This window comes from Roseburia hominis A2-183 (assembly GCF_000225345.1).
In the GTDB taxonomy this organism is placed as follows: domain Bacteria; phylum Bacillota; class Clostridia; order Lachnospirales; family Lachnospiraceae; genus Roseburia; species Roseburia hominis.
Genome location: NC_015977.1, coordinates 770,850 through 794,709 on the forward strand (window position 1 = coordinate 770,850; position 23,860 = coordinate 794,709).

The 23,860-nt window shown below is 51.3% G+C and carries 18 protein-coding genes; 17 read left to right on the top strand and 1 reads right to left on the bottom strand.

The genetic code is table 11. The features are described from left to right. The first annotated feature begins 21 nt into the window (after positions 1-21). From RHOM_RS03495 to RHOM_RS03535, 9 genes are all read left to right on the top strand, one after another. Positions 22-1,623: a response regulator transcription factor gene (locus RHOM_RS03495; RefSeq protein WP_014078876.1), complete on the top strand. Its 1,602-nt coding sequence runs from the start codon at positions 22-24 to the stop codon at positions 1,621-1,623. Positions 1,624-1,638: 15 nt separating this feature from the next. Beyond that, positions 1,639-3,153, top strand: a complete 1,515-nt coding sequence (locus RHOM_RS03500; RefSeq protein WP_242823158.1) for a sensor histidine kinase — start codon at positions 1,639-1,641, stop codon at positions 3,151-3,153. Positions 3,154-3,291: 138 nt separating this feature from the next. Further along, positions 3,292-4,416 carry an ABC transporter substrate-binding protein gene (locus RHOM_RS03505; protein WP_014078878.1) on the top strand — a complete coding sequence of 375 codons (1,125 nt, stop codon included), beginning with the start codon at positions 3,292-3,294 and terminating at the stop codon, positions 4,414-4,416. Between the two features lie 123 nt (positions 4,417-4,539). Continuing rightward, positions 4,540-6,060: a sugar ABC transporter ATP-binding protein gene (locus RHOM_RS03510; RefSeq protein ID WP_014078879.1), complete on the top strand. Its 1,521-nt coding sequence runs from the start codon at positions 4,540-4,542 to the stop codon at positions 6,058-6,060. Beyond that, positions 6,053-7,117 carry an ABC transporter permease gene (locus RHOM_RS03515; RefSeq protein ID WP_014078880.1) on the top strand — a complete coding sequence of 355 codons (1,065 nt, stop codon included), beginning with the start codon at positions 6,053-6,055 and terminating at the stop codon, positions 7,115-7,117. The genes RHOM_RS03510 and RHOM_RS03515 overlap by 8 nt, the downstream gene beginning before the upstream one ends. Further along, complete coding sequence (locus tag RHOM_RS03520) at positions 7,117-8,133, top strand: ABC transporter permease subunit (protein ID WP_014078881.1); 1,017 nt, start codon at positions 7,117-7,119, stop codon at positions 8,131-8,133. Before RHOM_RS03515 ends, RHOM_RS03520 begins: the two co-directional genes overlap by 1 nt. Before the next feature lie 155 nt (positions 8,134-8,288). Next, positions 8,289-9,314, top strand: a complete 1,026-nt coding sequence (locus tag RHOM_RS03525) for an ABC transporter substrate-binding protein (RefSeq protein ID WP_044024809.1) — start codon at positions 8,289-8,291, stop codon at positions 9,312-9,314. A 172-nt stretch (positions 9,315-9,486) separates the two neighbouring features. Beyond that, positions 9,487-12,072: an ATP-dependent chaperone ClpB gene (gene clpB, locus RHOM_RS03530; protein WP_014078884.1), complete on the top strand. Its 2,586-nt coding sequence runs from the start codon at positions 9,487-9,489 to the stop codon at positions 12,070-12,072. 274 nt (positions 12,073-12,346) lie between these two features. Further along, positions 12,347-13,177: a hypothetical protein gene (locus RHOM_RS03535; RefSeq protein ID WP_147628976.1), complete on the top strand. Its 831-nt coding sequence runs from the start codon at positions 12,347-12,349 to the stop codon at positions 13,175-13,177. Here the strand turns inward: RHOM_RS03535 and RHOM_RS03540 are convergent. Further along, entirely contained in the window at positions 13,168-14,037 is an 870-nt protein-coding gene (locus RHOM_RS03540; RefSeq protein WP_014078886.1) for a patatin-like phospholipase family protein, read from the bottom strand. The genes RHOM_RS03535 and RHOM_RS03540 overlap by 10 nt on opposite strands. A 191-nt stretch (positions 14,038-14,228) precedes the next feature. On the opposite strand from RHOM_RS03540, the gene RHOM_RS03545 reads away from it, so the two are divergent. The 8 genes from RHOM_RS03545 to RHOM_RS03580 all read left to right on the top strand — a co-directional run bounded on the left by RHOM_RS03545 (position 14,229) and on the right by RHOM_RS03580 (position 23,804). Further along, entirely contained in the window at positions 14,229-14,429 is a 201-nt protein-coding gene (locus RHOM_RS03545) for a hypothetical protein (RefSeq protein WP_014078887.1), read from the top strand. A gap of 67 nt (positions 14,430-14,496) precedes the next feature. Further along, on the top strand, positions 14,497-14,877 hold the full coding sequence (locus RHOM_RS03550) for a hypothetical protein (RefSeq protein WP_014078888.1): 381 nt from the start codon (positions 14,497-14,499) through the stop codon (positions 14,875-14,877). Positions 14,878-15,043: 166 nt separating this feature from the next. Then, positions 15,044-18,706, top strand: a complete 3,663-nt coding sequence (locus RHOM_RS03555; RefSeq protein WP_014078889.1) for a DNA polymerase III subunit alpha — start codon at positions 15,044-15,046, stop codon at positions 18,704-18,706. A gap of 55 nt (positions 18,707-18,761) precedes the next feature. After that, positions 18,762-19,736, top strand: a complete 975-nt coding sequence (gene pfkA, locus RHOM_RS03560) for a 6-phosphofructokinase (RefSeq protein ID WP_014078890.1) — start codon at positions 18,762-18,764, stop codon at positions 19,734-19,736. Positions 19,737-19,825: 89 nt separating this feature from the next. Beyond that, positions 19,826-20,611 (top strand): TrmH family RNA methyltransferase, encoded by a 786-nt coding sequence (locus tag RHOM_RS03565; protein ID WP_014078891.1) that lies wholly within the window; start codon positions 19,826-19,828, stop codon positions 20,609-20,611. Then, the gene (locus RHOM_RS03570; RefSeq protein ID WP_014078892.1) at positions 20,608-20,871 is read left to right on the top strand and encodes a hypothetical protein; all 264 of its coding nucleotides are present in this window, start codon (positions 20,608-20,610) and stop codon (positions 20,869-20,871) included. Before RHOM_RS03565 ends, RHOM_RS03570 begins: the two co-directional genes overlap by 4 nt. Positions 20,872-21,193: 322 nt before the next feature. Then, on the top strand, positions 21,194-21,877 hold the full coding sequence (locus RHOM_RS03575; RefSeq protein ID WP_014078893.1) for a GTP pyrophosphokinase: 684 nt from the start codon (positions 21,194-21,196) through the stop codon (positions 21,875-21,877). Beyond that, a complete protein-coding gene (locus RHOM_RS03580) occupies positions 21,867-23,804 on the top strand; it encodes a GGDEF domain-containing phosphodiesterase (protein ID WP_014078894.1) in 1,938 nt (645 codons plus the stop codon). Before RHOM_RS03575 ends, RHOM_RS03580 begins: the two co-directional genes overlap by 11 nt. Positions 23,805-23,860: the final 56 nt, after the last annotated feature.

Here is a 23,860-nt window from a genome sequence, read left to right on the forward strand (position 1 = left end):
ATGTATTGAGGGGAATTTCATATGTTAAAGGTTTTTTTAGCGGAAGATGAGATCGTTATGCGGGAGGGCATAAAGAACAACATCGACTGGCAGGGTGAAGGCTTTGAATTTGTCGGTGACGCGGGCGACGGGGAGCTCGCCTATCCGATCATCCAGAAGACGAGACCGGATATTCTGATCACGGACATTAAGATGCCGTTCATGGATGGACTGGAGCTGAGCCGTCTCGTGAAGCACGAGCTGCCGGAGACCAAGATCATACTCCTGAGCGGGTATGACGAGTTCCAGTATGCAAAAGAGGCAATCGACATCGGAATCACGGATTATCTGGTGAAGCCGGTCACGGGTGCACAGCTGATCGGGACACTCAAGAAGATCGGTCAGAAGATCGAGGAGGAGCGCGGGAAGCAGAAGCAGCAGACGCCGGAGGAGGTGAGATCTGCCGGCAGGCAGCGGCTGTTCCGGCACATGGTCTCCGGAAAGCATACCTATGCGTCGGTGTTCCAGGAGGCGAAGGAACTGGGACTTGAGCTGATTGCGGAGCAGTACAATATCATGATGCTCCAGCTGTTCTCCGAGGAGAAGGAGGATGTCCTGCCGGAGAAGATAAAAGCCTTCGAGCAGGAGCTGGAGAAGTACATGGAGCAGTCCGGCAATCTGATTGTCGCAAAGCAGGGCCGGGCGGAGTACGATTTTGTGCTGAAGGGCACAGGGCAGCAGTCTCTCGCGGAGACGACAGAGCAGGTAAAAAGCCTGCTGGCAGAGTATTTCCGGAGAGAGACGGCGGTGGAGTATGTCGCGGCGCTCGGGACACCGGTGGAGCGTTTCAGCGAGCTGCAGCAGTGCTACCGGCAGACCAACCTGTGCTTTTCCAGACGCTATTCGGTAGAGCGCAACCAGATCCTTGAGGAGGAGACGCCGGGGGAGACTGCGGCGGAGGTTCTGGAGGATGTAAAGCTCGGGGAGCTGAATATCTCCAGCCTGAGTCAGCGGCAGGCAGAGGCTTTTCTGTACACGGGCACTAGGGAGGAGGTGTCCGGCTTCGTGGAGGATTACTTTGCACAGCTCGGGGACGGCAATGTAAAGTCTATCTTCCTGCGCCAGTACGTGGTGATGGATCTGTATGTGACGGCGGTTTCCGTTCTGGAGAAGAGCGGTTACAAGAGCAGGGATCTCGTGGAGCGGTGCGGCGATGCGAAGGAGATGGCAGCCTACCTGACCACGGTTGAGCAGACCAGGGAATATATTAAGAAGCTTTTTTCGGCGGTGCTGGATTTGCGCAGTGAGGCGGTGGACGGAAAATACGACGGCATCATGCAGAAGGCAAAGACCTACATCAACGATCATTTTGAGAAGGACGGGATTTCCCTGAATATGGTCGCAGCGGAGGTAAATCTGAGTCCGAGCCATTTCAGCACGGTATTCGGTCAGGAAATGGGAGAGACGTTCGTAGAATATCTTACAAGAATCCGCATGGAAAAAGCGAAGGAGCTGCTCAGGACGACGGGAAAGAAGGTAACGGAGATTGCCTTTGAGGTGGGCTACCGGGATGCGCATTATTTCAGCAACCTGTTCAAGAAGACGCAGGGCTGCACACCGGGTGAGTACCGCAGCAGAGGGTAAAAGGGGAGATGGATATTGAAGAGAGGGTTTTCACTAAAGAGCAGGCTCTATATGCTGCTGCTGATCTGTGTGGTGCCGCTGACCATACTTCTGGCGTATCTTCTGATTATGACGAACAAGATTTCCTCCGAGTATGACGGGATTGTCAGGAGAATCACAAAGGCAAACGCGTACAACATCAATTTCAAGGAGGACATGGACTACGTGATGTATATTATCGTAGTCAATTCGGAGCGTGCCGAGGAGCTGGTGGACACGGAGCAGCCGCACCGGATGATACAGGCCGCGCGGGAGGTGTTCGGCGAGCTCTATGAGGAGGCAGATTCCGAGTACGCCGCGAACCGGCTGTCAAGCATACTAAAGAGTCTTGACACGCTGGAGGATCGTGTGGAGGAGATCGAGAAGGATGCGCTTGTGACCGGGCTTTATGAGACGAACATGGAGCGTCTGGATCTGAATATCCGCGTCCTGACGGAGCTGATACAGGAGCAGATCCAGTATTATATCTACTATGAGACAACGAACATGGAGGAGCTGCGGATGGGAATCCGCGCGGATGTGGAGAGTGCCATCACGGCGATCACAGTGATTCTCGTCCTGATACTGCTCGGGGCATGGATGGTCAGCAGGAGGATTGTGCGGGGCATCACGGAGCCCATCCAGCGGCTGTGTGAGGCTGCGCAGGCAGCGGGAAGCGGGGATTTTGCGATCCGGGCGCAGGACGAGGAGCTGGATGAGCTCTCGGTTCTGAACAGCAGCTTTAACCAGATGGTGGAGGAGATCGGGCATCTCGTGGAGGATATACGCGTGGAGGAGCTGAATCTGCGCGCGGCGGAGCTGCGCGTGCTGCAGGAGCAGATCAACCCGCATTTTCTGTACAATACACTGGACAACATCATCTGGCTCGCGGAGTCGAAGGACACGGAGCAGGTCGTGAGGATGGTGTCGTCCCTGTCAAGCTTTTTTCGGACAACCTTAAGCAAGGGGCGGGAGTTCATCACGGTAAAGGAGGAGGAGCAGCACATCCGCAGCTACTTAGAGATCCAGCAGTTCCGCTACAGGGATATACTGGAATATGAGATTGCGATTCCGGAGGAGCTCTATGAATATGAGATCATCAAGCTGACGCTCCAGCCGCTTGTGGAGAATGCGCTCTACCACGGCATCAAGAACAAGCGCGGCGGCGGACATATCCGGGTGTCCGGTGTACTCTGCCAGGATGTCATGATTTTCAAGGTGCAGGATGACGGAATCGGAATGGACGGTGCGCGGCTTGCGCAGGTGTGCGCCATGCTCCGCGACGGGGAGCAGGAGCCGGAGCAGGAGGAGACGGGCGGCTTCGGACTGTTCAATGTCAACCAGCGTATCCAGCTCAATTATGGCAGGGAGTACGGACTGAAGATACAGAGCACCTACGGGCAGGGCACCGAGATCTGGGTGCGGATTCCGTGCCGGGCAGAGAAAATCAAAAGAAAACGCAACATTTCCAAAAAAATTACACCTTTTGAGGAAAATACGGCAAAATTGTGAATGAGCTGTTCATAATTTAGTAAAAAATTTTACTTATTTCAAAAGCCAGTCGGTATTTTTTAAACCGTCCGAAAGCTATAATAGGTACATGGTTAAGGACTTAACCAAATCTAATAAAAACTTTGGGAGGTTTTTAAAATGAAAAAAAAGTTAGTGAGTGTACTGATGTGCATGGCAATGGGCGCAACCTTACTGGCAGGCTGCGGAAGCGAGGAGGCTGCTGACAGCAGCAACACAACGGCAGCAGATGCAGCAGACGCAGATACGGCAGCGGACAGCGAAGCAGCGGATGCTTCTGACGCAGCAGATGCGGCAGACGCAGCTGACGGGGATGTAATCAAAATCGGCTTTGCACAGGTTGGCCATGAGTCTGACTGGCGTACCGCATCCACGAATTCCGCACAGTCCATCTTCTCGGCAGAGAACGGATATGATCTCCAGTTCGTTGACTGCGACCAGGATTCGGCAGTCCAGCTGGAGGCAGTACGTGGCTTCATCGAGCAGGATGTGGATTACATCATCATCGACCCGATCGTATCGACAGGCTGGGACACGGTACTGACAGAGTGCGAGGAGGCAGGTATTCCGGTTATCGTCATTGACCGTACGATTGATGATTCGGACAAATATATTTCATGGGTAGGCTCCAACTTCAAGAATGAGGGTCTTGCAGCAGGTGAGTGGTTAAAGGCTTACACGGATGCAAAGGGCATCAGCGACGTGAACGTGCTCGTTATCGAGGGAACAACCGGTGCTTCCGCACAGATCGGACGTACGGACGGCTTCAAGGAGATCGCAGATGCAAACGGCTGGAACATTCTGGATTCCCAGACCGGTGATTTCACACAGGCTGGTGGACAGGAGGTTATGGAGTCTTACATCAAGAGCTACGAGGGACAGTTCAATGTAGTGGTATGCCAGAACGATAACGAGGCATTTGGTGCGATGGATGCCATGAAGGCAGCAGGTATCTCCTATGGTGTGGACGGAGACGTGATCCTGATTTCCTTCGATGCCTGCACCGCAGGTCTTGAGTATGTAATGTCCGGCGACATCAATGCAGACTTCGAGTGCAACCCGCTTGCAGCTCCGTTTGTAGAGGATGTTATCCAGCAGTTAGAGTCCGGCAGCACACCTGACAAGGAAGTATACATGGTTGAGCACTGGTATGTAAATGAGGACATCCTTTCATCCATCACGGTAAACGGCGAGGAGCAGGAGCTTACCGTGGTTACACAGGAGATCGTTGACGCACAGTATTAAGACGGTCTGGCAACAGGACAAACATTATAGCAGGGACAGAGAAGAAGCTGCTTCACAGACAGGGAATTTGTAATGGGGGAGGCCCGTTGGTCTCTCCCAATTTTAAGGAAAGGGTGGAGTAAAATGGAGCATAATGTGGTACTGACCATGCGGGGGATTACCATGACATTTCCGGGCGTAAAGGCACTGGACAATGTGGATCTTACACTGCGGAAGGGCGAGATCATGGCACTGATGGGAGAAAATGGTGCCGGGAAATCTACACTGATCAAGTGTCTGACCGGAATCAACGCGTTCGATGCGGGAGAAATACGCGTTGACGGGATCGATGAACCGGTGGTCAATCATTCGACCCTGGATGCACAGAAAAAGGGCATATCCACGGTGTATCAGGAAGTCAATCTTTGCCCGAATTTGAGTGTGGCAGAAAATTTATTTATCGGCAGGGAGCCGAAGACAAAGCTTGGAACCATCGACTGGAAGACGATGACAGCAAAATCCAACAGGATTATTAAGAGCCTGGATCTTGATATTGACGTAACCAAAAATCTGGAAGAGTATTCACTGGCGCTCCAGCAGATGATTGCGATTGCAAGAGCGGTGGATATGGATTGTAAGGTACTGATTTTAGACGAGCCGACATCCTCCCTGGATGACCATGAGGTTGAAAAGCTGTTCGTTCTTATGCGGCAGCTGAAGGAAAAGGGTGTGGCGATTGTGTTTGTGACACACTTTCTGGAGCAGGTATACGCAGTCTGTGACCGGATCACAGTGCTCCGGAACGGCATACTGGTCGGAGAATATCCGATTGAGGAGCTGCCAAGGGTAAAGCTGGTTGCAGCGATGATGGGCAAGGATTTTGATGACCTTGCAGCTGTAAAATCAGAAGAGAAGAAGGATTTCACCAATGTGCCGGTGGTTATCGATGCGCAGGGCATGAGCCACAAGGGAAAGATCAAGCCGTTTGATTTACAGATACATAAGGGTGAGGTCGTGGGACTGACAGGTCTGCTTGGCTCGGGACGCAGTGAGCTGGCGCGTGTCATCTATGGAGCGGATAAAAACCAGACAGGTAAGCTGTTTGTCAACGGAAAAGAGGCAAAGATCAATGCGCCGATTGATGCGATGAATCTTGGAATGGGACTTCTTCCGGACGACAGAAAGGCAGAGGGCATTATCGCAGACTTATCTGTACGAGAAAATATAATTCTGGCAATGCAGGCAAAGCGCGGAATGTTTAAGCTGCTTCCAATGAGCAGACAGAACGAGATCGCAGACAAGTATATCGAGCTGCTGCAGATCAAGACGGCGAGCAGGGAGACCCTGATCGGGCAGCTCTCCGGCGGAAACCAGCAGAAGGTGATTCTGGCACGCTGGCTTGCCACAGATCCGGAATTCCTTATTCTGGATGAGCCGACCAGAGGTATCGATGTCGGGACAAAGACTGAGATCCAGAAGCTTGTGATCGAGCTTGCGGATCAGGGAAAGAGTCTGATCTTCATCTCTTCCGAGATTGAGGAGATGCTCAGAACATGCTCCAAGCTGGTGGTATTAAGGGATGGTCAGGAAGTGGGAGAGATCACTGAGGAACTGACCCAGGGGCATGTAATGCAGTCCATAGCAGGAGGTGGCAGGAATGAGTAAGTTTAAGAAGCTGGTCAGCCAGCCGTTGTTTTTACCGATTTTCTGTATGATACTGGTGATGGCGGTAAATATCATCTATGATGTGATGGCAGGAAATTTTGCATTTAACTTTTTTACCATCTCCATCCGCAACGGGGTATTGTACGGACGCATCATTGATATTTTAAACCGCGGCAGTGAGATTGCCATTCTTGCCATCGGCATGACGCTGGTTGTGTCCTGCTCGGCAGGAACGGATATTTCCGTCGGCTCGGTCATGTCACTGGCGGCATCGTTCTGCTGCATGCTTCTGGCAGGCTACGGCGTGTCCTCCACCAACAGCCTTGCAGCGCCGCTGATCGTCGGTGTGCTTGGCGGCATCCTGATGGGATGTGCCAGCGGTGCGTTTAACGGTTTTCTGGTATCGTATCTGAATGTGCAGCCGATGGTGGCAACGCTGATCCTGTTTTCGGCGGCGAGGGCAATCGGACTTCTGCTCTGCAACAACATGATCGTATACGTCCGGGATGATTCCTTTAAAATCTTCGGCGGCTATCTCGGATTTATGCCGACACCGATCGTGGTTGCCATCGTGTGCATCCTGATCACATCGCTGGTGCTCCGCAAGACCGCACTGGGCTTATATATCCAGAGCGTCGGCATCAATAAGAAGGCTTCCCGCATCGCGGGCATCAATTCCGAGCGCATCATTTTCCTGTGCTATGTTGTCTGCGGATTGTGTGCAGGAATTGCCGGCATTGTTGCTTCCTCCCGGATCAGCTCTGCGGATTCCAACAACATCGGACTGAACTTCGAGCTGGATGCGATTCTGGCAGTTGCACTCGGCGGCAACAGCCTCGGCGGCGGAAAGTTCCGGCTGGCAGGCTCTATTATCGGTGCGTACACCATCCAGGCGATCACCACCACCCTGTATGCGCTCGGCATCTCGACCGAGCAGGCACCGGTGTACAAGGCGGTCATTGTTATCATTATTGTGGCAATCCAGGCACCTCCGTTTAAGGCATTTATGAAAAAAATGTCTGTAAGGAGACAGCTTGCCAAAGGAGGTGCTGCATAATGAAAGCGAAAAAATTAAATGGAAATACGGTTCTTCTGATAATTACCATCGCGTTATTTTTTGTGATGTATGCCGTGGGCTGTGTGATTTATTCCAATAAGGGCTTCACACATCTGCAGACGTTTTTGAACATCCTTATCAATAATGCGGGCCTGCTCTGCATCACCTGTGGAATGACCTGCGTGATGCTGACCGGCGGCATCGATATTTCCGTTGGCTCGCTGGTTGCCATGGACTGCATGATTCTTGCCGTCGGCATGGAGCGCTGGAACATGAATGCGGTTCTGCTCTGCATACTTGTGCTTGCCATCGGGATTGTGTTCGGCGTGGTGCAGGGCTTCTGTGTCGGCTATCTGAATATCCAGCCGTTCATTGTGACAATGGCGGGAATGTTCTTCGCCAGAGGCATGACAGCCGTGATCAGCACGGAACAGATCTCCATCAGCAGCAATGCATTTTTTGTAAAGCTTGCCAATACGAAGATCAGCCTTCCGTTTGGCTCCTATACCAACAACAAGGGCGTGGTGCAGGTTCCGTTTATCCGTGTATCGGTAATCGTGGCGCTGCTCGTGCTGATAGCCGTATTTTTCATGCTCCGCTATACCAAGTTCGGCAGAAGCCTTTACGCAGTCGGAGGAAGTGAGCAGTCGGCGACCATGATGGGACTGGACGTGAAGAAGACGAAGCTGAAGGCGTATGTGCTTTCCTCATTCCTCTGCTCGATCGGTGGCATCTGCTACTGCCTGAACACGATGTCGGGAAATGTGCAGCAGGCACTCGGACTTGAGATGGATGCCATTGCTTCCTCCGTTATCGGCGGTACATTATTGACAGGCGGTGTGGGAAATGTCATCGGCTCCTTCTTTGGTGTACTTATCAACGGAACGATTTCCACACTGGTGAAGACGAACGGCAAGCTGCTCAGCTCGTGGTCCAACATTGCGGTGGCTGCGCTGCTCTGCTTCTTCATCGTATTACAGAGTATCTTTGCAAAGATCAAAGAGAAGAGCAAATAAAAACAAGGCTGTCCAGGGGCTGTCCACTTCATGCGGCAGCCTTTTGGCTCCTCTATGGGAAAATACCGTGCTGCGTTAAAAAAGCACCCCGGGCAGGAGGTGCAGCCGGCAGGAGAAAAGGCGGGAGGAATATGAACATATTTCAGAAGAGGACTGTGGGAAAAAAAGGAATCGCGGCGGCGCTGCTTGCCAGCCAGCTGCTCTTTACAGCCGGCTGTGGGAGTGGGGAGCAGAGAGAGACTGCGGGACAGCTGGATACGGAGCAGACGATGCAGCAGGACGGCTATATTGTGGTCGGATATGTGCAGGTCGGCTCGGAATCCGACTGGAGAACCACCAACACACAGTCCTTTAAGGATGTGTTCACGCAGGAAAACGGCTACTATCTGATCTTCGAGGACGGACAGCAGAAGCAGGAGAACCAGGTGAAGGCAATCCGCAATCTGATCCTGCAGGAGGTGGATTATATCGTGCTCGACCCGATCGTGGAGACAGGCTGGGAATCCGTTCTGGAGGAGGCGAAGGAAGCCGGAATCCCGGTGATTCTGTCTGACCGCAGGGCGGAGATGGAGGACGACAGCCTGTATACATGCTGGGTGGGCAGTGACTTCGCGGAGGAGGGCAGGAACGCCGGGCACTGGCTGGAGAATTATCTGGAAAAGCAGGGGCGGAGCGGGGAGACAGTTCATATCGTATCTCTCCAGGGGACGCTGGGCTCCTCTGCACAGATCGGGCGGACAGACGGATTCGCAGAGGTTCTCCAGCAGAATGAAAACTGGGTGATGCTGGAGCGCCAGTCGGGGGATTTCACGCAGGCAAAGGGGCAGGAGGTTATGAAGGAATTTCTCGAAAAATACGAGGATATTGATGTTGTAATCAGCGAGAATGACAATATGACCTTTGGCGCTATCGAGGCGATCCGGGAGGCGGGCAGGACGATTGGCAGTGACGGGGACATTATTATCCTGTCCTTTGATGCGGTAAGGGATGCCCTCAAGGCAATCCAGACCGGGGACATCGCGGCTGATTTTGAATGCAATCCGCTGACAGCCCCGCTTGTGGAGGAGACGATCCGCCGCCTGGAGGCGGGGGAAAGCGTGGAGAAGATCCAGTATGTGGAGGAGACATATTTTGACTGTGAGATGGATCTCTCGGAGCTGTTGGAGAGCAGACCATATTAGGCAGGAAGTCCCTGCTTCTGCTGGCGGTAAAATTATCTGAAAAAATTAGCACTCACCTCTTGACAGTGCTAACAACTGGTGCTATAACATAATTGTAACAGGGAGAACAAAGCAGGCGGCGCATAGATATGTGCCGCCTGTATATCATAGGAAGAGAAAGAGAGGTACGCTTATGAACATTCAGAAATTTACACAAAAGTCAGTGGAAGCCATTAACGATTGCGAGAAGCTTGCCTATGAATATGGAAATCAGGAGATCGAGCAGGAGCATCTTCTGGTTGCACTCATGCGGCAGGAGGATGGACTGATTCCGAAGCTGATTGAGAAGATGGAGATTCAGAAGGAGCACTTCATGGATAACGCCGAGCGGCATCTGGCAGCGCGTGTCAAGGTGTCTGGCGGTCAGGTCTATGTCGGACAGGATTTAAATAAGGTGCTCATTCATGCCGAGGATGAGGCGAAGCAGATGGGGGACGAGTATGTTTCTGTCGAGCATCTGTTCCTGGCGCTGATCAAGTATCCGAATAAGGCATTGAAGGAGATCTTTAAGGAGTACGGCATTACCAGAGAACGGTTTTTGCAGGCGCTCTCGACAGTCCGCGGCAATCAGCGCGTGACATCGGACAATCCGGAAGCAACCTACGACACGCTGGAGAAGTACGGGTATGATATGGTAGCCCGTGCGAGAGACCAGAAGCTGGATCCGGTCATCGGACGTGATGATGAGATCCGGAATGTCGTGCGGATTCTGTCCCGTAAGACGAAAAACAACCCGGTGCTGATCGGTGAGCCGGGTGTCGGCAAGACGGCTGTTGTCGAGGGGCTTGCCCAGCGAATTGTAAAAGGCGATGTGCCGGAGGGCTTAAAGGACAAGAAATTGTTTGCACTGGATATGGGTGCGTTAATCGCAGGTGCAAAATACCGCGGTGAATTCGAGGAGCGGTTAAAGGCAGTGCTTGATGAGGTGAAAAGTTCCGAGGGACAGATTATCCTGTTCATTGATGAGCTTCACACGATCGTGGGTGCGGGCAAGACGGATGGTGCGATGGATGCCGGACAGCTGTTAAAGCCGATGCTTGCGCGTGGTGAACTGCATTGTATCGGTGCGACGACCCTGGATGAGTACCGCGAATACATTGAAAAAGATGCGGCGCTCGAGCGTCGTTTCCAGCCGGTAATGGTGGATGAGCCGACGGTCGAGGATACCATCTCCATTTTGCGTGGATTGAAGGAGCGCTACGAGGTTTTCCATGGAGTTAAGATTACAGATTCTGCGCTGGTATCGGCAGCAGTGCTCTCCAACCGTTATATTTCGGATCGTTTTCTTCCAGATAAAGCGATCGATCTGGTCGATGAGGCGTGCGCGCTGATCAAGACCGAGCTGGATTCCATGCCGACGGAACTGGACGAGTTGAACCGCCGTGTCATGCAGATGGAGATTGAGGAGACAGCGCTGAAAAAGGAGACCGACCGTCTGAGCCAGGAGCGTCTGGCAAATCTGCAGAAAGAACTGGCAGAGCTGCGCGATGAATTCAACACGAAGAAAGCGCAGTGGGAGAATGAGAAAAAGTCGGTAGAAAAAGTACAGAAGCTGCGTGAGGAGATCGAAGCGGTCAAGAATGAGATCAAGATGGCACAGCAGAAGTACGATCTGGAGAAGGCAGCCGAATTGCAGTACGGCAAGCTGCCACAGCTACAGAAGCAGTTGGAGATCGAGGAGGAAGCCGTGAAGAAACGCGACCTTTCCCTGGTGCATGAAAACGTCAGTGAGGAAGAGATTGCGCGGATCATCTCCAGATGGACAGGAATTCCGGTGGCAAAGCTGACGGAGAGCGAGCGTAACAAGACGCTGCATCTCGACGAGGAACTGCACAAACGTGTCATCGGCCAGGATGAGGGCGTCACGAAAGTGACGGAAGCAATCATCCGTTCCAAAGCAGGTATCAAAGACCCGAGTAAGCCGATCGGATCATTCCTGTTCTTAGGACCGACCGGTGTTGGTAAGACAGAGCTTGCAAAGGCGCTTGCAGCAAGTCTCTTCGATGATGAGTCGAATATGGTGCGTCTTGATATGAGTGAGTATATGGAGAAATATTCCGTCTCCCGTCTGATCGGAGCGCCTCCAGGATATGTCGGATACGATGAGGGTGGACAGCTGACCGAGGCAGTGCGCAGAAAGCCGTATTCGGTGGTATTGTTTGATGAGGTGGAGAAGGCACATCCGGATGTGTTCAACGTTCTGTTGCAGGTACTGGACGATGGACGAATCACAGATTCACAGGGACGTACCGTCGATTTTAAGAATACAATCATCATCATGACATCGAACCTTGGATCAGCACATCTGCTTGAGGGCATCGATGCAAACGGGGATATCAATCCGGAGTGCGAAGCGGCAGTTATGGACGAACTGCGCGGACATTTCCGTCCGGAGTTTTTGAACCGTCTGGATGAGATTATTATGTTTAAGCCGCTGACGAAGGACAACATCGGTAACATCATCAACCTTCTGGTTGCAGATCTCAACAAACGTCTGGCAGACCGTGAGATCACGGTGGAACTGACCGATGCGGCAAAGCAGTATATCGTGGAAAACGGATATGATCCGATCTACGGTGCAAGACCGTTAAAGCGGTTCTTACAGAAGCATGTGGAGACACTTTCCGCAAAGCTGATTCTTGCGGATAAAGTCAGGGAGGGAGATACGATTCTGATTGATGTCTCCGGAAATGAACTGACGGCAGCAGTGAAAGCGTGAGGGTTGATCTAAAACAGGAACAGAGAAGAGGGACGGAGGCAGAAAGCCTCCGCCCCTTTTTTTGTGTAATAGGGAACTTCGTTCCTATTACACAAAAACGCTCCGCGAGGATGCGCAAGTGTGCGGCAAGCGCACACGTTGTTCTTGAGTGAAACGAAAGATTGAAAAATGCCTGTGAAGTCATTAAAATAAAACAGATACTACATATTTTAAAAGGATAGATACCGATGTATTTTTCAAAAGTGGGACAGGAGCGATGAAAAACAGGAAGATCATGATAGCAGGAATGCTTATCTGTGCGATAACTGCCGGGTGCGGGACGGCTTTACCGCACGCAGACGGGATGGGAGAGACGGAGCGAGAGACGAAGGAAGCTCAGTTAAATTCCTCAGATGAGACAGAGAAGATACAAAGTATTGCACAGGCGGAAGAGCAGACAGAAAATTCCGATGTGGAGGATGCGGACGATCAGCTTGCCGTCATTGCGCGGACAAGGAATCAGTGGGTGAATGATCCAGATTACGCAGATGAGATGTATCAGTTTGCGATAGCAGATCTTGATCACGATGGCAGACTGGAGCTGATTGTATCGAACTGTGGGGGAACCGGAATCTATACGTACAGCAGGTTTTACAGGGTGGAGGAGAATGGCACGTTAAAGGAACTGAAGACGTCTTTTGTAGAGGGGGATTCCCAACCGGATTTGATTGCGGATGAGCTTACCGTGTATCGGAAAGAAACGAAAGAAACTTTGCAGGAATATTATATTGTGTATGATGATTTGAGGGTTTCGCCAGCGGAGCATCTCTATGCGACAGACGCCATGTCTGTTTTGGAGGATGAGATTAAGGTGGAGACTCTGGCAACCATGTCATGGCTGTATGTGGCGGGGAACAGCGGTGATGAAGGGGAGGCGCAGATTGTCTGTAAGGATGCGGACGGAAACCCGCTGACAGAGGAGGCGTATCAACAGTATGCCCAAACTTATTTTAAGAAGCAGGGCTATACGGAAGATACACTTCTGCTCCGCTGGACGGATATAGGGGAATTCATGGAAAAAACACAGGAGGGGGCAGAGGCATTTTTAAAGAAAACCTATGAGTGACCCTGCGCCTTTAAAAACTCCTGCAGGGCAGCGCGTTTTGCCTCATAATCGGATACGCCCAGGTCGTAAAGCTGCTGTTCCAAGGCTGCATTTTTGGAAAAAGTGCCTAGCGGCAGATGGCGGCTCGGCGCAAAGATTAAGGCACGGCCCTCTTTTTCTAACCGGTTGGAAAGATTAATCGAAGCCTGATAATTGATATGGCGGTGGTCGATCCCTTCGATGGTCTTGGGATATCTGCGCAGCATGCGCTTGTAGATCGGCCGGTGTGCCTCCGGCTGCTTCACGAAATCGCGCGGATTTGACAGGATGATGACAACCTTGTCGCAGCCGTGTTCTAAGGCATGGTGTACCGGGATAGAATCGGCAACACCGCCGTCGTAGTAGAAATGTCCGTTCACATTGACCGGGCGGCAGAACGCAGGAAGCGCGCAGGTCGCCATGATGGTGCGGTAGTCGTCGCGCACGATGTCGAACTTGGAAAAATAGGCTGCCTTTCCTGTGAGGGCATCCGTTGCCGGCATATAAAATTCAGCCGGATTTTTCATGATGGCATCGTAGTCAATCGGGTCGGCACCGTCCGAGTTGGTCAGCGTTCCGTAGATATACTGGAGACCGAACAGATTCCCGGTCCGAAGCAGGCTGCGGACGGAAAGATAGCGCGGATCGTCAAGGTGTACAGTATAGAAGCGCAGATTTCTGCCGCGCTGGCCGGCAAGGTAGGAGAGGGTGTTGGCAGCTCCGGCAGAGACGCCGATACAATAGTCGAATGCGATAGAATCATCTAAAAACTTGTCCAGAATACCGGCGCTGTAAGCGCATTTCATACCGCCACCCTCGACAATCAGTCCTGTTTTTCCCATGTAGATCAAGATCCCTTCTGTTACATTTGTGCAACGCATTATAACACAAAAAAGAAAGAAATGCATCCTGAGATAGTCGATATCCAGAAACCTGATCTGGAAATTCGTGATTTCGACCAATAGACATTTGACGTAAGAATGATTTATAATATTTTACAGGCAGGCACTTCCCACAGAGGAGGTACTTGTATATGGGAGAAAGTTTTCAGAAACTGAATCTGACCAATGCATATTTGTTTGCAGCAGCCCTGCAGGACGAGGAGATCTGCAGAAATCTGCTGGAGATTGTCCTGAATAAGGAGATTCCACGCGTGAAGGCGCATGCGGAGCACACACTGTTTCTTGACAGCGATTTTAAGAGTGTGCGTTTCGATGTGTATGCATCCGGATGAAAAAATCCGTAATATTCATGAGAGAGTCAAATATCTAAAACGTGATCGAAAATTGGAGGCAGGCTATATGACGATGGAAGAGTATATCCGTGAGGAAGCGGAGCGAAGGGCAAAGCTGATGGCACCTTCGATAGCGGAATCAATGGCAGAGACGCTCGCGAAGCCAATGGCAGAGTCAATGGCGGAGACGCTTGCGGAGTCGATGGCGGAGACGCTTGCGGAGTCGATGGCGGAGCCGCTTGCGGAGTCGCTTGCGAAGCCGCTTGCGGAGTCACTTGCAGCGTCAAAAGTAGCACAGAGTATATTGTCATTAGCAGCCGAACTTGGAACTATTCCGGCAGAAGAGCAGCAGCGCATCGCAGGAGAACAGGATGATGAGACACTGGAAAAGTGGCTGAAACTTGCTGCGCGCTCAACAACTGTGGAAGAGTTCCTGTCTGGAATGTAGAGACGAGTCTGTCTCATTCTTAAGCGGCGGGTCTGCCGCTATTATCAACCAAACAATTTCGGGACGTGTCTATCTATTTCTGATATGGGAAAGCACGGGAATGATCCGTGAAAAGATTTGAATAATTCCGTTGTTCATAATATAATGAAAAAACGGAGGATTTATTATGTCATTTGCACATTTACACGTCCATACAGAGTACAGTCTGCTGGACGGTTCCAATAAAATCAAAGAATATGTAAAACGAATCAAGGAACTTGGCATGACAGCGGGAGCCATCACGGATCACGGTGTCATGTTCGGCGTGATTGATTTTTATAAGGAAGCGAAGAAGGCAGGGATCAATCCGGTTTTGGGATGCGAGGTCTACGTGGCACCGAACTCCAGATTTGACCGGGAGATGTCCCATGGGGAGGATCGCTATTATCACCTAGTGCTGTTGGCGGAGAATAACCAGGGGTATCAGAATCTCATGAAGATTGTATCGAAGGGATTTGTGGAGGGATACTACTATAAACCGCGTGTCGATATGGAACTTTTAGAACAGTATCATGAGGGGCTGATTGCGTTGAGTGCCTGTCTGGCAGGTGAGGTGCAGCGTTATCTTGTCAGAGGTCTTTATGATGAGGCGAAGAAGACGGCGCAGCGCTATGAGGCATGCTTCGGTAAGGGCAATTATTTCCTGGAACTGCAGGATCACGGAATTCCGGATCAGAAGACAGTGAATGCCGGTCTGATGCGGCTTAGCCAGGAACTTGGTATTGAACTTGTCGCCACCAACGACGTGCACTATACCTATGCGGAGGACTGGGAGGCACATGATATCCTGCTGTGCCTGCAGACAGGGAAAAAGTTGTCCGATGAGAACCGGATGCGCTATGAGGGCGGACAGTATTATGTCAAATCCGAGGAGGAGATGCGCGCACTTTTTCCCTATGCCGCGCAGGCAATCGAGAATACCCAGAAGATTGCAGACCGGTGTCATGTGGAGATTGAATTCGGCGTGACGAAGCTGCCGCACTTTACAGTGCCGGACGGGTATGATTCCTGGACGTATCTGAACAAATTGTGTCATGAGGGACTGATCCAGCGTTATCCGGACCGCCATGACGAGCTGCTGCCGCAGCTTGATTATGAGCTTTCCGTTATTCAGAAGATGGGATATGTCGATTACTTCCTGATCGTGTGGGATTTTATCAATTATGCCAGAACGCATGGCATCCCGGTCGGACCGGGGCGTGGAAGCGCGGCGGGAAGTCTTGTCTCCTACACGACCGGTATCACCAATATTGATCCGATCCGGTATAATCTTCTGTTTGAGCGTTTTTTAAATCCGGAGCGTGTCACGATGCCGGATATTGATATTGATTTCTGCTATGAGAGACGAAGTGAGGTCATTGACTATGTAATCGGGAAATACGGCAAGGACTGCGTGACGCAGATCGTCACATTCGGTACGCTGGCTGCGCGCGGAGTCATCCGCGATGTGGGGCGTGTGATGGATCTGCCGTACAATTTCTGTGATACGATTGCGAAGAACATTCCAAACGAACTGAACATCACCATCGATAAGGCGCTTACCATGAATCCGGAGCTGCGCACCATGTACGAGACGGATGACACGGTGCATACACTCATCGATATGGCAAAACGTCTGGAAGGACTGCCGCGCCATACGTCCATGCATGCGGCGGGTGTCGTGATTTCACAGAAGGCGATGGATGAGTATGTACCGCTTTCCAGAGCTTCAGACGGCACGATTACCACGCAGTTCGTCATGACAACGATCGAGGAACTCGGTCTGTTAAAAATGGACTTCCTCGGACTTCGGACGCTTACCGTAATCAAAGATGCCGTTGCCCTTGTGGAGAAGAATCACGGTGTGCGGATCGACGTCGATCACATCGATTATAATGACAACAGCGATCCGGATGCGATCCAGATTGATTATGGCGACAAGAAGGTGCTGGATGCGATTGGAACCGGAAAATGCGAGGGCGTCTTCCAGCTTGAAAGTGCCGGGATGAAGAACTTCATGAAGGAGTTAAAACCGCAGAGTCTGGAGGATGTTATCGCCGGAATCTCTCTGTACCGTCCGGGACCGATGGATTTCATTCCAAAGTACATTAAGGGAAAAAACGAGCCGGAGAGCATCACATACACCTGCAAGGAACTGGAACCGATCCTGGAGCCGACATATGGCTGTATTGTCTACCAGGAGCAGGTCATGCAGATCGTGCAGAATCTTGCCGGCTATTCCATGGGACAGGCGGATAACATCCGCCGTGCGATGAGTAAGAAAAAGCAGTATGTCATTGATGCGGAGCGCCACAATTTCGTTTACGGAAATGAGGAGCAGGGGATCAAAGGCTGTATTGTAAACGGTATCAGTGAGAAGGCGGCGAATGAGATCTACGATTCCATGGTGGATTTTGCGAAGTACGCATTCAACAAATCCCATGCGGCGGCATACGCGGTGGTCGCATATCAGACGGCGTATCTGAAATATTATTATCCGGTGGAATTTATGGCGGCGCTGATGACCTCCGTGATTGATAACCCGCGGAAGGTGGCGGAGTATATCTATACCTGCAGACAGATGGGCATCAAAGTGCTGGCCCCGGATATCAATGAGGGCGAGGGACGTTTTTCGGCGACGAAAGACGGCATCCGCTACGGACTGTATGCGATCAAGAGTATCGGGCGTTCGGTGGTGGATGCGATCATAGCGGAGCGGAATCAGAACGGTCCCTACCGTACCCTGCAGAATTTTATTGAGCGGGTGGCGGACTCTGAGGTAAACAAGCGCACCGTCGAAAATCTCATCAAATCCGGTGCCTGCGATACCTTAGACGGTAACAGACAGCAGATGATGATGGTGTACAACGCTCTGATGGATCAGCAGGTGCAGACGAAAAAGAAGTCGCTGGCGGGACAGATGAGCCTGTTTGATCTGGTGTCGGAGGAGGAGAAAAAAGCCTATGAGATTCAGTATCCCAACGTTGGAGAGTACAGCAAGGAGATCAAGCTTGGCTTTGAAAAGGAAGTCATCGGTATCTATCTGACCGGCCATCCGCTGGAGGAATACGAGGAAAAATGGCGCAGAATCATATCGGCAGTGACGTCGGATTTCCTGCTGGACGAGGAGAGCGGCGAGGTCAAGCTACGGGATAACCAGAAGGTTATCATCGGCGGAATGATTACGGAGAAGACCATCAAATATACGAAGAATAATAAGACGATGGCATTTCTCACGCTCGAGGATCTGTTCGGCACGGTGGAGGTAATCGTATTCCCTGGCGAGTATGAGCGCTATCATACGCTGCTGAATGAGGATGAGAAGGTATTTATCCGCGGACATGCCAACGTGGAGGAGGATAAAAACGCCAAGATCGTCTGCGAGCAGATCTGTACGTTTGAACAGGCAGAGAACGGAATGCCACAGGAACAGCGCACTTACCGGCAGGGCGGAGGATACCGGCGCGGTGCAGGCGGGAATGCGGGCAGCAGTCCGGCATCCGCGGGAGACGGCGGATCAAGCCGTGGCGGTGCAGCCGCGCAGGTTCCCGCGCGGCGCGGCGATGAATTATGGCTTCAGTTTGAGACCAAGGAAGCGTTTGCGGAAAAGGAAAAAGAACTCTATGCCATGCTCCATGATTCGGATGGGAAAGACACGGTGGTGATCTATATTTCATCGGTCAAGGCGATGAAGCGGCTGCCCGAAAACTACAGTATCTGCATCGAACCGGAGATTGTGAACAATTTAACTAAGTTTTTGGGGGAAAATAACGTAAAAGTTGTCAAAAAGAGCATTGAAAAGAAGCCATAAAGAGATTAAAATAAGGTAGATTAAATGGGTATATTATATGAGGAGGGAACGATAAATGGCGAAAGAGATAAACACCATTGGTGTACTCACGAGCGGCGGCGATGCCCCGGGTATGAACGCAGCAATCCGTGCAGTGGTTAGGGAAGCCATTGCCAAGGGTAAGAAAGTCAAGGGAATCAAGAGAGGTTATGCAGGACTTCTTCAGGAAGAGATTGTGGATATGGAAGCAAAAGACGTTTCCGATATCATCCAGCGCGGTGGTACTATTTTACAGACAGCACGCTGCATGGAGTTCAAGACACCGGAAGGTCAGCAGAGAGCAGCAGAGATCTGCAAGAAGCATGGAATCGACGGAATTATCGTTATCGGCGGTGACGGATCTTTCAGAGGTGCGCAGAAGCTGGCGGCACTCGGTATCAACACGATCGGTCTTCCGGGAACGATTGACCTTGATATTGCATGTACAGAGTATACCATCGGTTTTGATACAGCGGTGAACACCGCAATGGAAGCGATCGACAAGGTACGTGATACCTCTACTTCTCATGAGCGCTGCAGCATCATCGAGGTTATGGGTCGCGGTGCAGGTTATATTGCATTATGGTGCGGTATTGCGAACGGCGCAGAGGATATTCTGCTTCCGGAGAAGTATGATTACGATGAGCAGAAGATTGTAAACCATATCATCGAGAACCGTAAACGCGGCAAACAGCATCACATTATTGTCAATGCTGAGGGTATCGGACATTCTGCAAGTATGGCGAAGCGTATCGAGGCTGCAACCGGCGTTGAGACGCGTGCGACGATTCTGGGTCACATGCAGCGTGGAGGAAGCCCGACCTGTAAGGATCGTGTCTATGCATCCACGATGGGTGCGCTGGCAGTGGATCTGCTCTGCGAGGGCAAGAGCAACCGTGTCGTTGGTTATCGTCACGGCGATTTCGTGGATGACGACATCGATGCGGCACTTGCAATGCAGAAATGCATTCCGGAGTATCAGTATCAGATCAGCAAGAATCTTTCAATGTAAGATACATAACAGTATTTGGAACGATCATAAGACTCCATGGGCGGGAACTCATGGAGTTTTTTCCGCTTAGGGAACAAAAAGGAGCAGTCATGATTACGAGCAGCAGCAATCAGCAGATGAAAAATATTACGGCATTGATGAAAAAGGCAAAAGAGCGCAAAAGCCAGAACCTGTTTGTTGTGGAAGGCAGAAAGATGTTTGAGGAGGTTCCGCCGGAGTGGCTCTCTAAGGTTTATGTCTCCGAGCGCTTTCTGGAGGAACCGGAGGCGGAGCAGCTGCTTGCCGGAAAGATCTATGAAGTCGTTGCAGATGCGGTATTTAAGAGCATTTCCGACACACAGACGCCGCAGGGGATCTTATGTCTGGTGCGTATGCCGCAGTATCCGCTTTCTGATCTGTTGCGCGGGGACAGGACACATCTGCTGATTGTTGAGAGCATCCAGGATCCGGGGAATCTGGGAACCATGCTGCGGACCGGCGAGGGTGCGGGAATTACCGGCATCATTATGAACCGGACGACGGTGGATCTGTTTAATCCAAAGACCATCCGCTCTACGATGGGAAGCATTTACCGGGTACCCTACTATATTGCGGACGATCTGGCAGAGACGATCGGTGAATTAAAACGGCAGAAGGTTGGCATATACGCGGCGCATCTGAAGGGACAGATGCACTATGACGAACCGTCCTACTGCAAAGGGACGGCGTTTCTGATTGGGAACGAGGGGAACGGATTGTCCGATGAGATCGCGGGGCTGGCAGATACCTACGTGCGGATACCGATGGAGGGAAGTGTGGAATCCCTGAATGCGGCAGTATCCGCAGCATTGCTTATGTATGAGACCAACAGGCAGAGGAGAAGGAACGGAAAATGAGAATCTGGTTTAAGATGATGAAGAACAACCACTTGCTGCGGGATACGACGATCACGGATGAATCCGATGAGACAAGAACACACAAGGTTTTCCATGCGCTTGAGGAAGTGTGCTATGAATTTGATCTCGGAAAACCGATCTGGCTGGAGGCGAATGTGAATGAATTCAAGTGCCATGCCAAGACGCGCTTTACGCAGGATTCCTTTATCGAGCAGATTGATTTTGATTTTCTGGAAATGCAGGTTATCGAGGAGGATTAAGCTGCATAAGTTATGGAAGGAAATAAAGAACCGGTTTCAGCAGGCTGTGTTTCGATTTGCCTAATCCCCCCGGAATATGGTATAATGTACATAAGCAATGAGCAGTGCCAAAATCGTAACAGCAAAAATTGCCTGCTTGCAGAGCACATTTTCGCTGGCACGATTTTGATAGGGCGACTGCCCGGTAGTCCAAGAAATCTGTGATTTCTTGGACGTGTACTGCGAAATACGCGCCCGCGAGTCCGGGAAGCCGGAGGTTTTCCGGACTTTTGCCGGAGCGTATTGCAATAAATGATAAGGGGAGACATCTGGAGGGGAACACATGGACAAGCCGGTTGCGTTAGGGGAAGTAACCCTGGGTGAAGGCGTAGATAGCTGGAACACCATTATTTTTCTGTATAACTCGGCACTCAAGGAAGTGAGAACGAAGGTCGAGATTTTAAATGACGAATTTCAACAGGTACATCAGTACAATCCGATTGAATATATCAAGTCGCGCATCAAAGCGCCGGAGAGCATTGTCAAAAAGCTGAAGCGGTATGGCTATGACTCCTCGATCGACAATATGGTGAATTACATCAATGACATTGCGGGAATCCGGATTGTCTGTTCTTTTACGTCGGATATTTACCGCCTTGCCGAGATGATCGGCAAGCAGAATGATCTCACGGTAATCTCCGTGAAGGACTATATCAGACATCCCAAGGAGAGCGGATATAAAAGCTATCACATGCTGGTGACGGTACCGATCTTTTTGTCGGACTGTATTATCGACACGAAGGTGGAGATTCAGATCCGGACGATGGCGATGGATTTCTGGGCGAGCCTCGAGCACAAGATCTACTATAAGTTTGAGGGAAATGCGCCGGATTACATCAGCAGGGATCTGCGCGAGTGTTCGGGAATCGTGTCCATGCTGGACGCAAAGATGCTCCAGCTCAATGAGGCAATTCTGGAGGCAAAGGCGGCACAGGAAGAGCAGGAGGGAGATACAGGTGCAGTATAATTATGATTTTGAGATCGCATCACTCTTAATTATGACAATTATATTACTGCACTTTGTATTCGTGCGCCAGTTTCCCGGGGAGAAGACACGGGTATTCGGCTGGCTTCTGTTTGTGTGTGAAGCAGAGTGTCTGATGAACATTTTATCATGTGTGGGATTAGCAAATGCAGCCCTCGTTCCGCAGCGTCTGAACGAGGTACTGGCGTTTGCTTTTTTTGTGCTGGAGGGGGCTTCGTCATATCTGGTTTACCGGTATTTTATGGCGGCATGTGCGATCCGCGGCAGGGAGAGAACGGTATTTGCGGCTGCGGGCATAATCCCGTTTGCCGCATTTCTTGTGCTGGTGGCAGTGACGCCGGTGACCGGATTTTTTTACTACTTTAGTGACGGCAGTTATTATCAGGGCGTCGGCGCGGATTACGGATACGCGTATATTGTGATCTTCTTTTTGCTGGATCTTCTGATTGTCGTGCGGCAGCATAAATATACCACGCTTCGCACGAAGGTCATCGTGTGCGCCTACACGGCTGTGGCAGCCGCCATGATCGGGCTGCAATACCGGTACAGAGAGATCCTTTGCACCAGCGTCAGCAATACGGTCGTGCTCATAATGCTCTATCTGCAGATTCAGAATCCGGTGGTGTTTCTGGATACGACGACGGGAATCGGAAACGGGACGGCATTTGAATCGCAGCTTGAGGACCGGCTCCGCAGAAAGGGCGAGGGCTATGTGCTCACGATTCATTTGAGCAAGTTTTACCATATCCACACGATTCTGGGTACCGAGAACAGCAATGAACTGCTGCGCGAGATCGGGGAGTATCTGTATGATCTGTGTGGAAAATTTCATGTGTTTCACACGGCAGGAGATGCATTTACGGTGTTTGCAGACACCAAAGAGCAGTGTGAAAGGTTAAAATGTGAGATACAAAAGCGGTTTGAAAGTGACTGGGTGGTGCAGGAGAACCGCATTGCGCTGGATATGGAGACGGTGGTGCAGCACTACCCGATGGACTTTAAGGCGATGGCGGAATATTACGGAATGCGGGAGTTCCTGCTTGAAAATGCCGGAAAGTCCGGCGCGCAGGTCATCGTGGAGGCGGACGCGGACATGATCGCACAGTACCGCCGCCGCAGAAAAGTGGAGATTGCCGTGGCGCGGGCGATCCGGGAGAAGGGATTTCTGGTCTACTATCAGCCGGTATATTCCCTGAAAGAACGACAGATTGTGTCCTTAGAAGCGCTGGTGCGGCTTAAGGATCCGGAGCTGGGCTTCATCCCGCCAGAGGAATTCATTCCGCTTGCGGAGCGCGACGGCAATATCATCCATATCGGGGAACAGGTGCTAGAGCAGTGTTGCCGTTTTCTCTCAAAACATGTGCTCTCGAACGGCTCGCTTGGAATCCGCACCATCCATGTGAACATTTCGATGGTGCAGTGTCTGCGCCAGAATCTGACCGAGACCATCCGGCCGGTGCTTGAGAGTTACCATATTCCGCCGTCCATGCTGACGCTGGAGGTGACGGAGCGCACGGCGATTGGCGCCCCGGAGCGGATGCTGTGGCATATGCATGAGCTGGGAAAAATGGGAGTGTCGTTTGCGCTCGACGATTACGGAAGCGGAAATGCGAACTGTTCCTATCTGATCCATTTTCCATTCCAGGAGATCAAGATTGACAAGGAAATCGTGTGGGCGTCGTTCCACGACAAGGCGGCGCGCATCGTGCTTGAAAATGAGATTCATACCATCAAACAGCTGGGGATTCCGCTGATTATCGAGGGAATTGAAGAGCGGGAGCAGAGCGAAGCGATGGAACAGCTTGGGGTGGAATGTATTCAGGGATACTATTATGGCAGACCTCTGCCGGAACAGGAGTGCCTGCGGTATATCCGCACGTTTCAGGAGAAAGCGCAAAACGATAGGTAGCAGGCGGCTGTTTCAGGAGAAACGCAGAAGGAAGCCGGCCGGTGAGAGCCATTTGA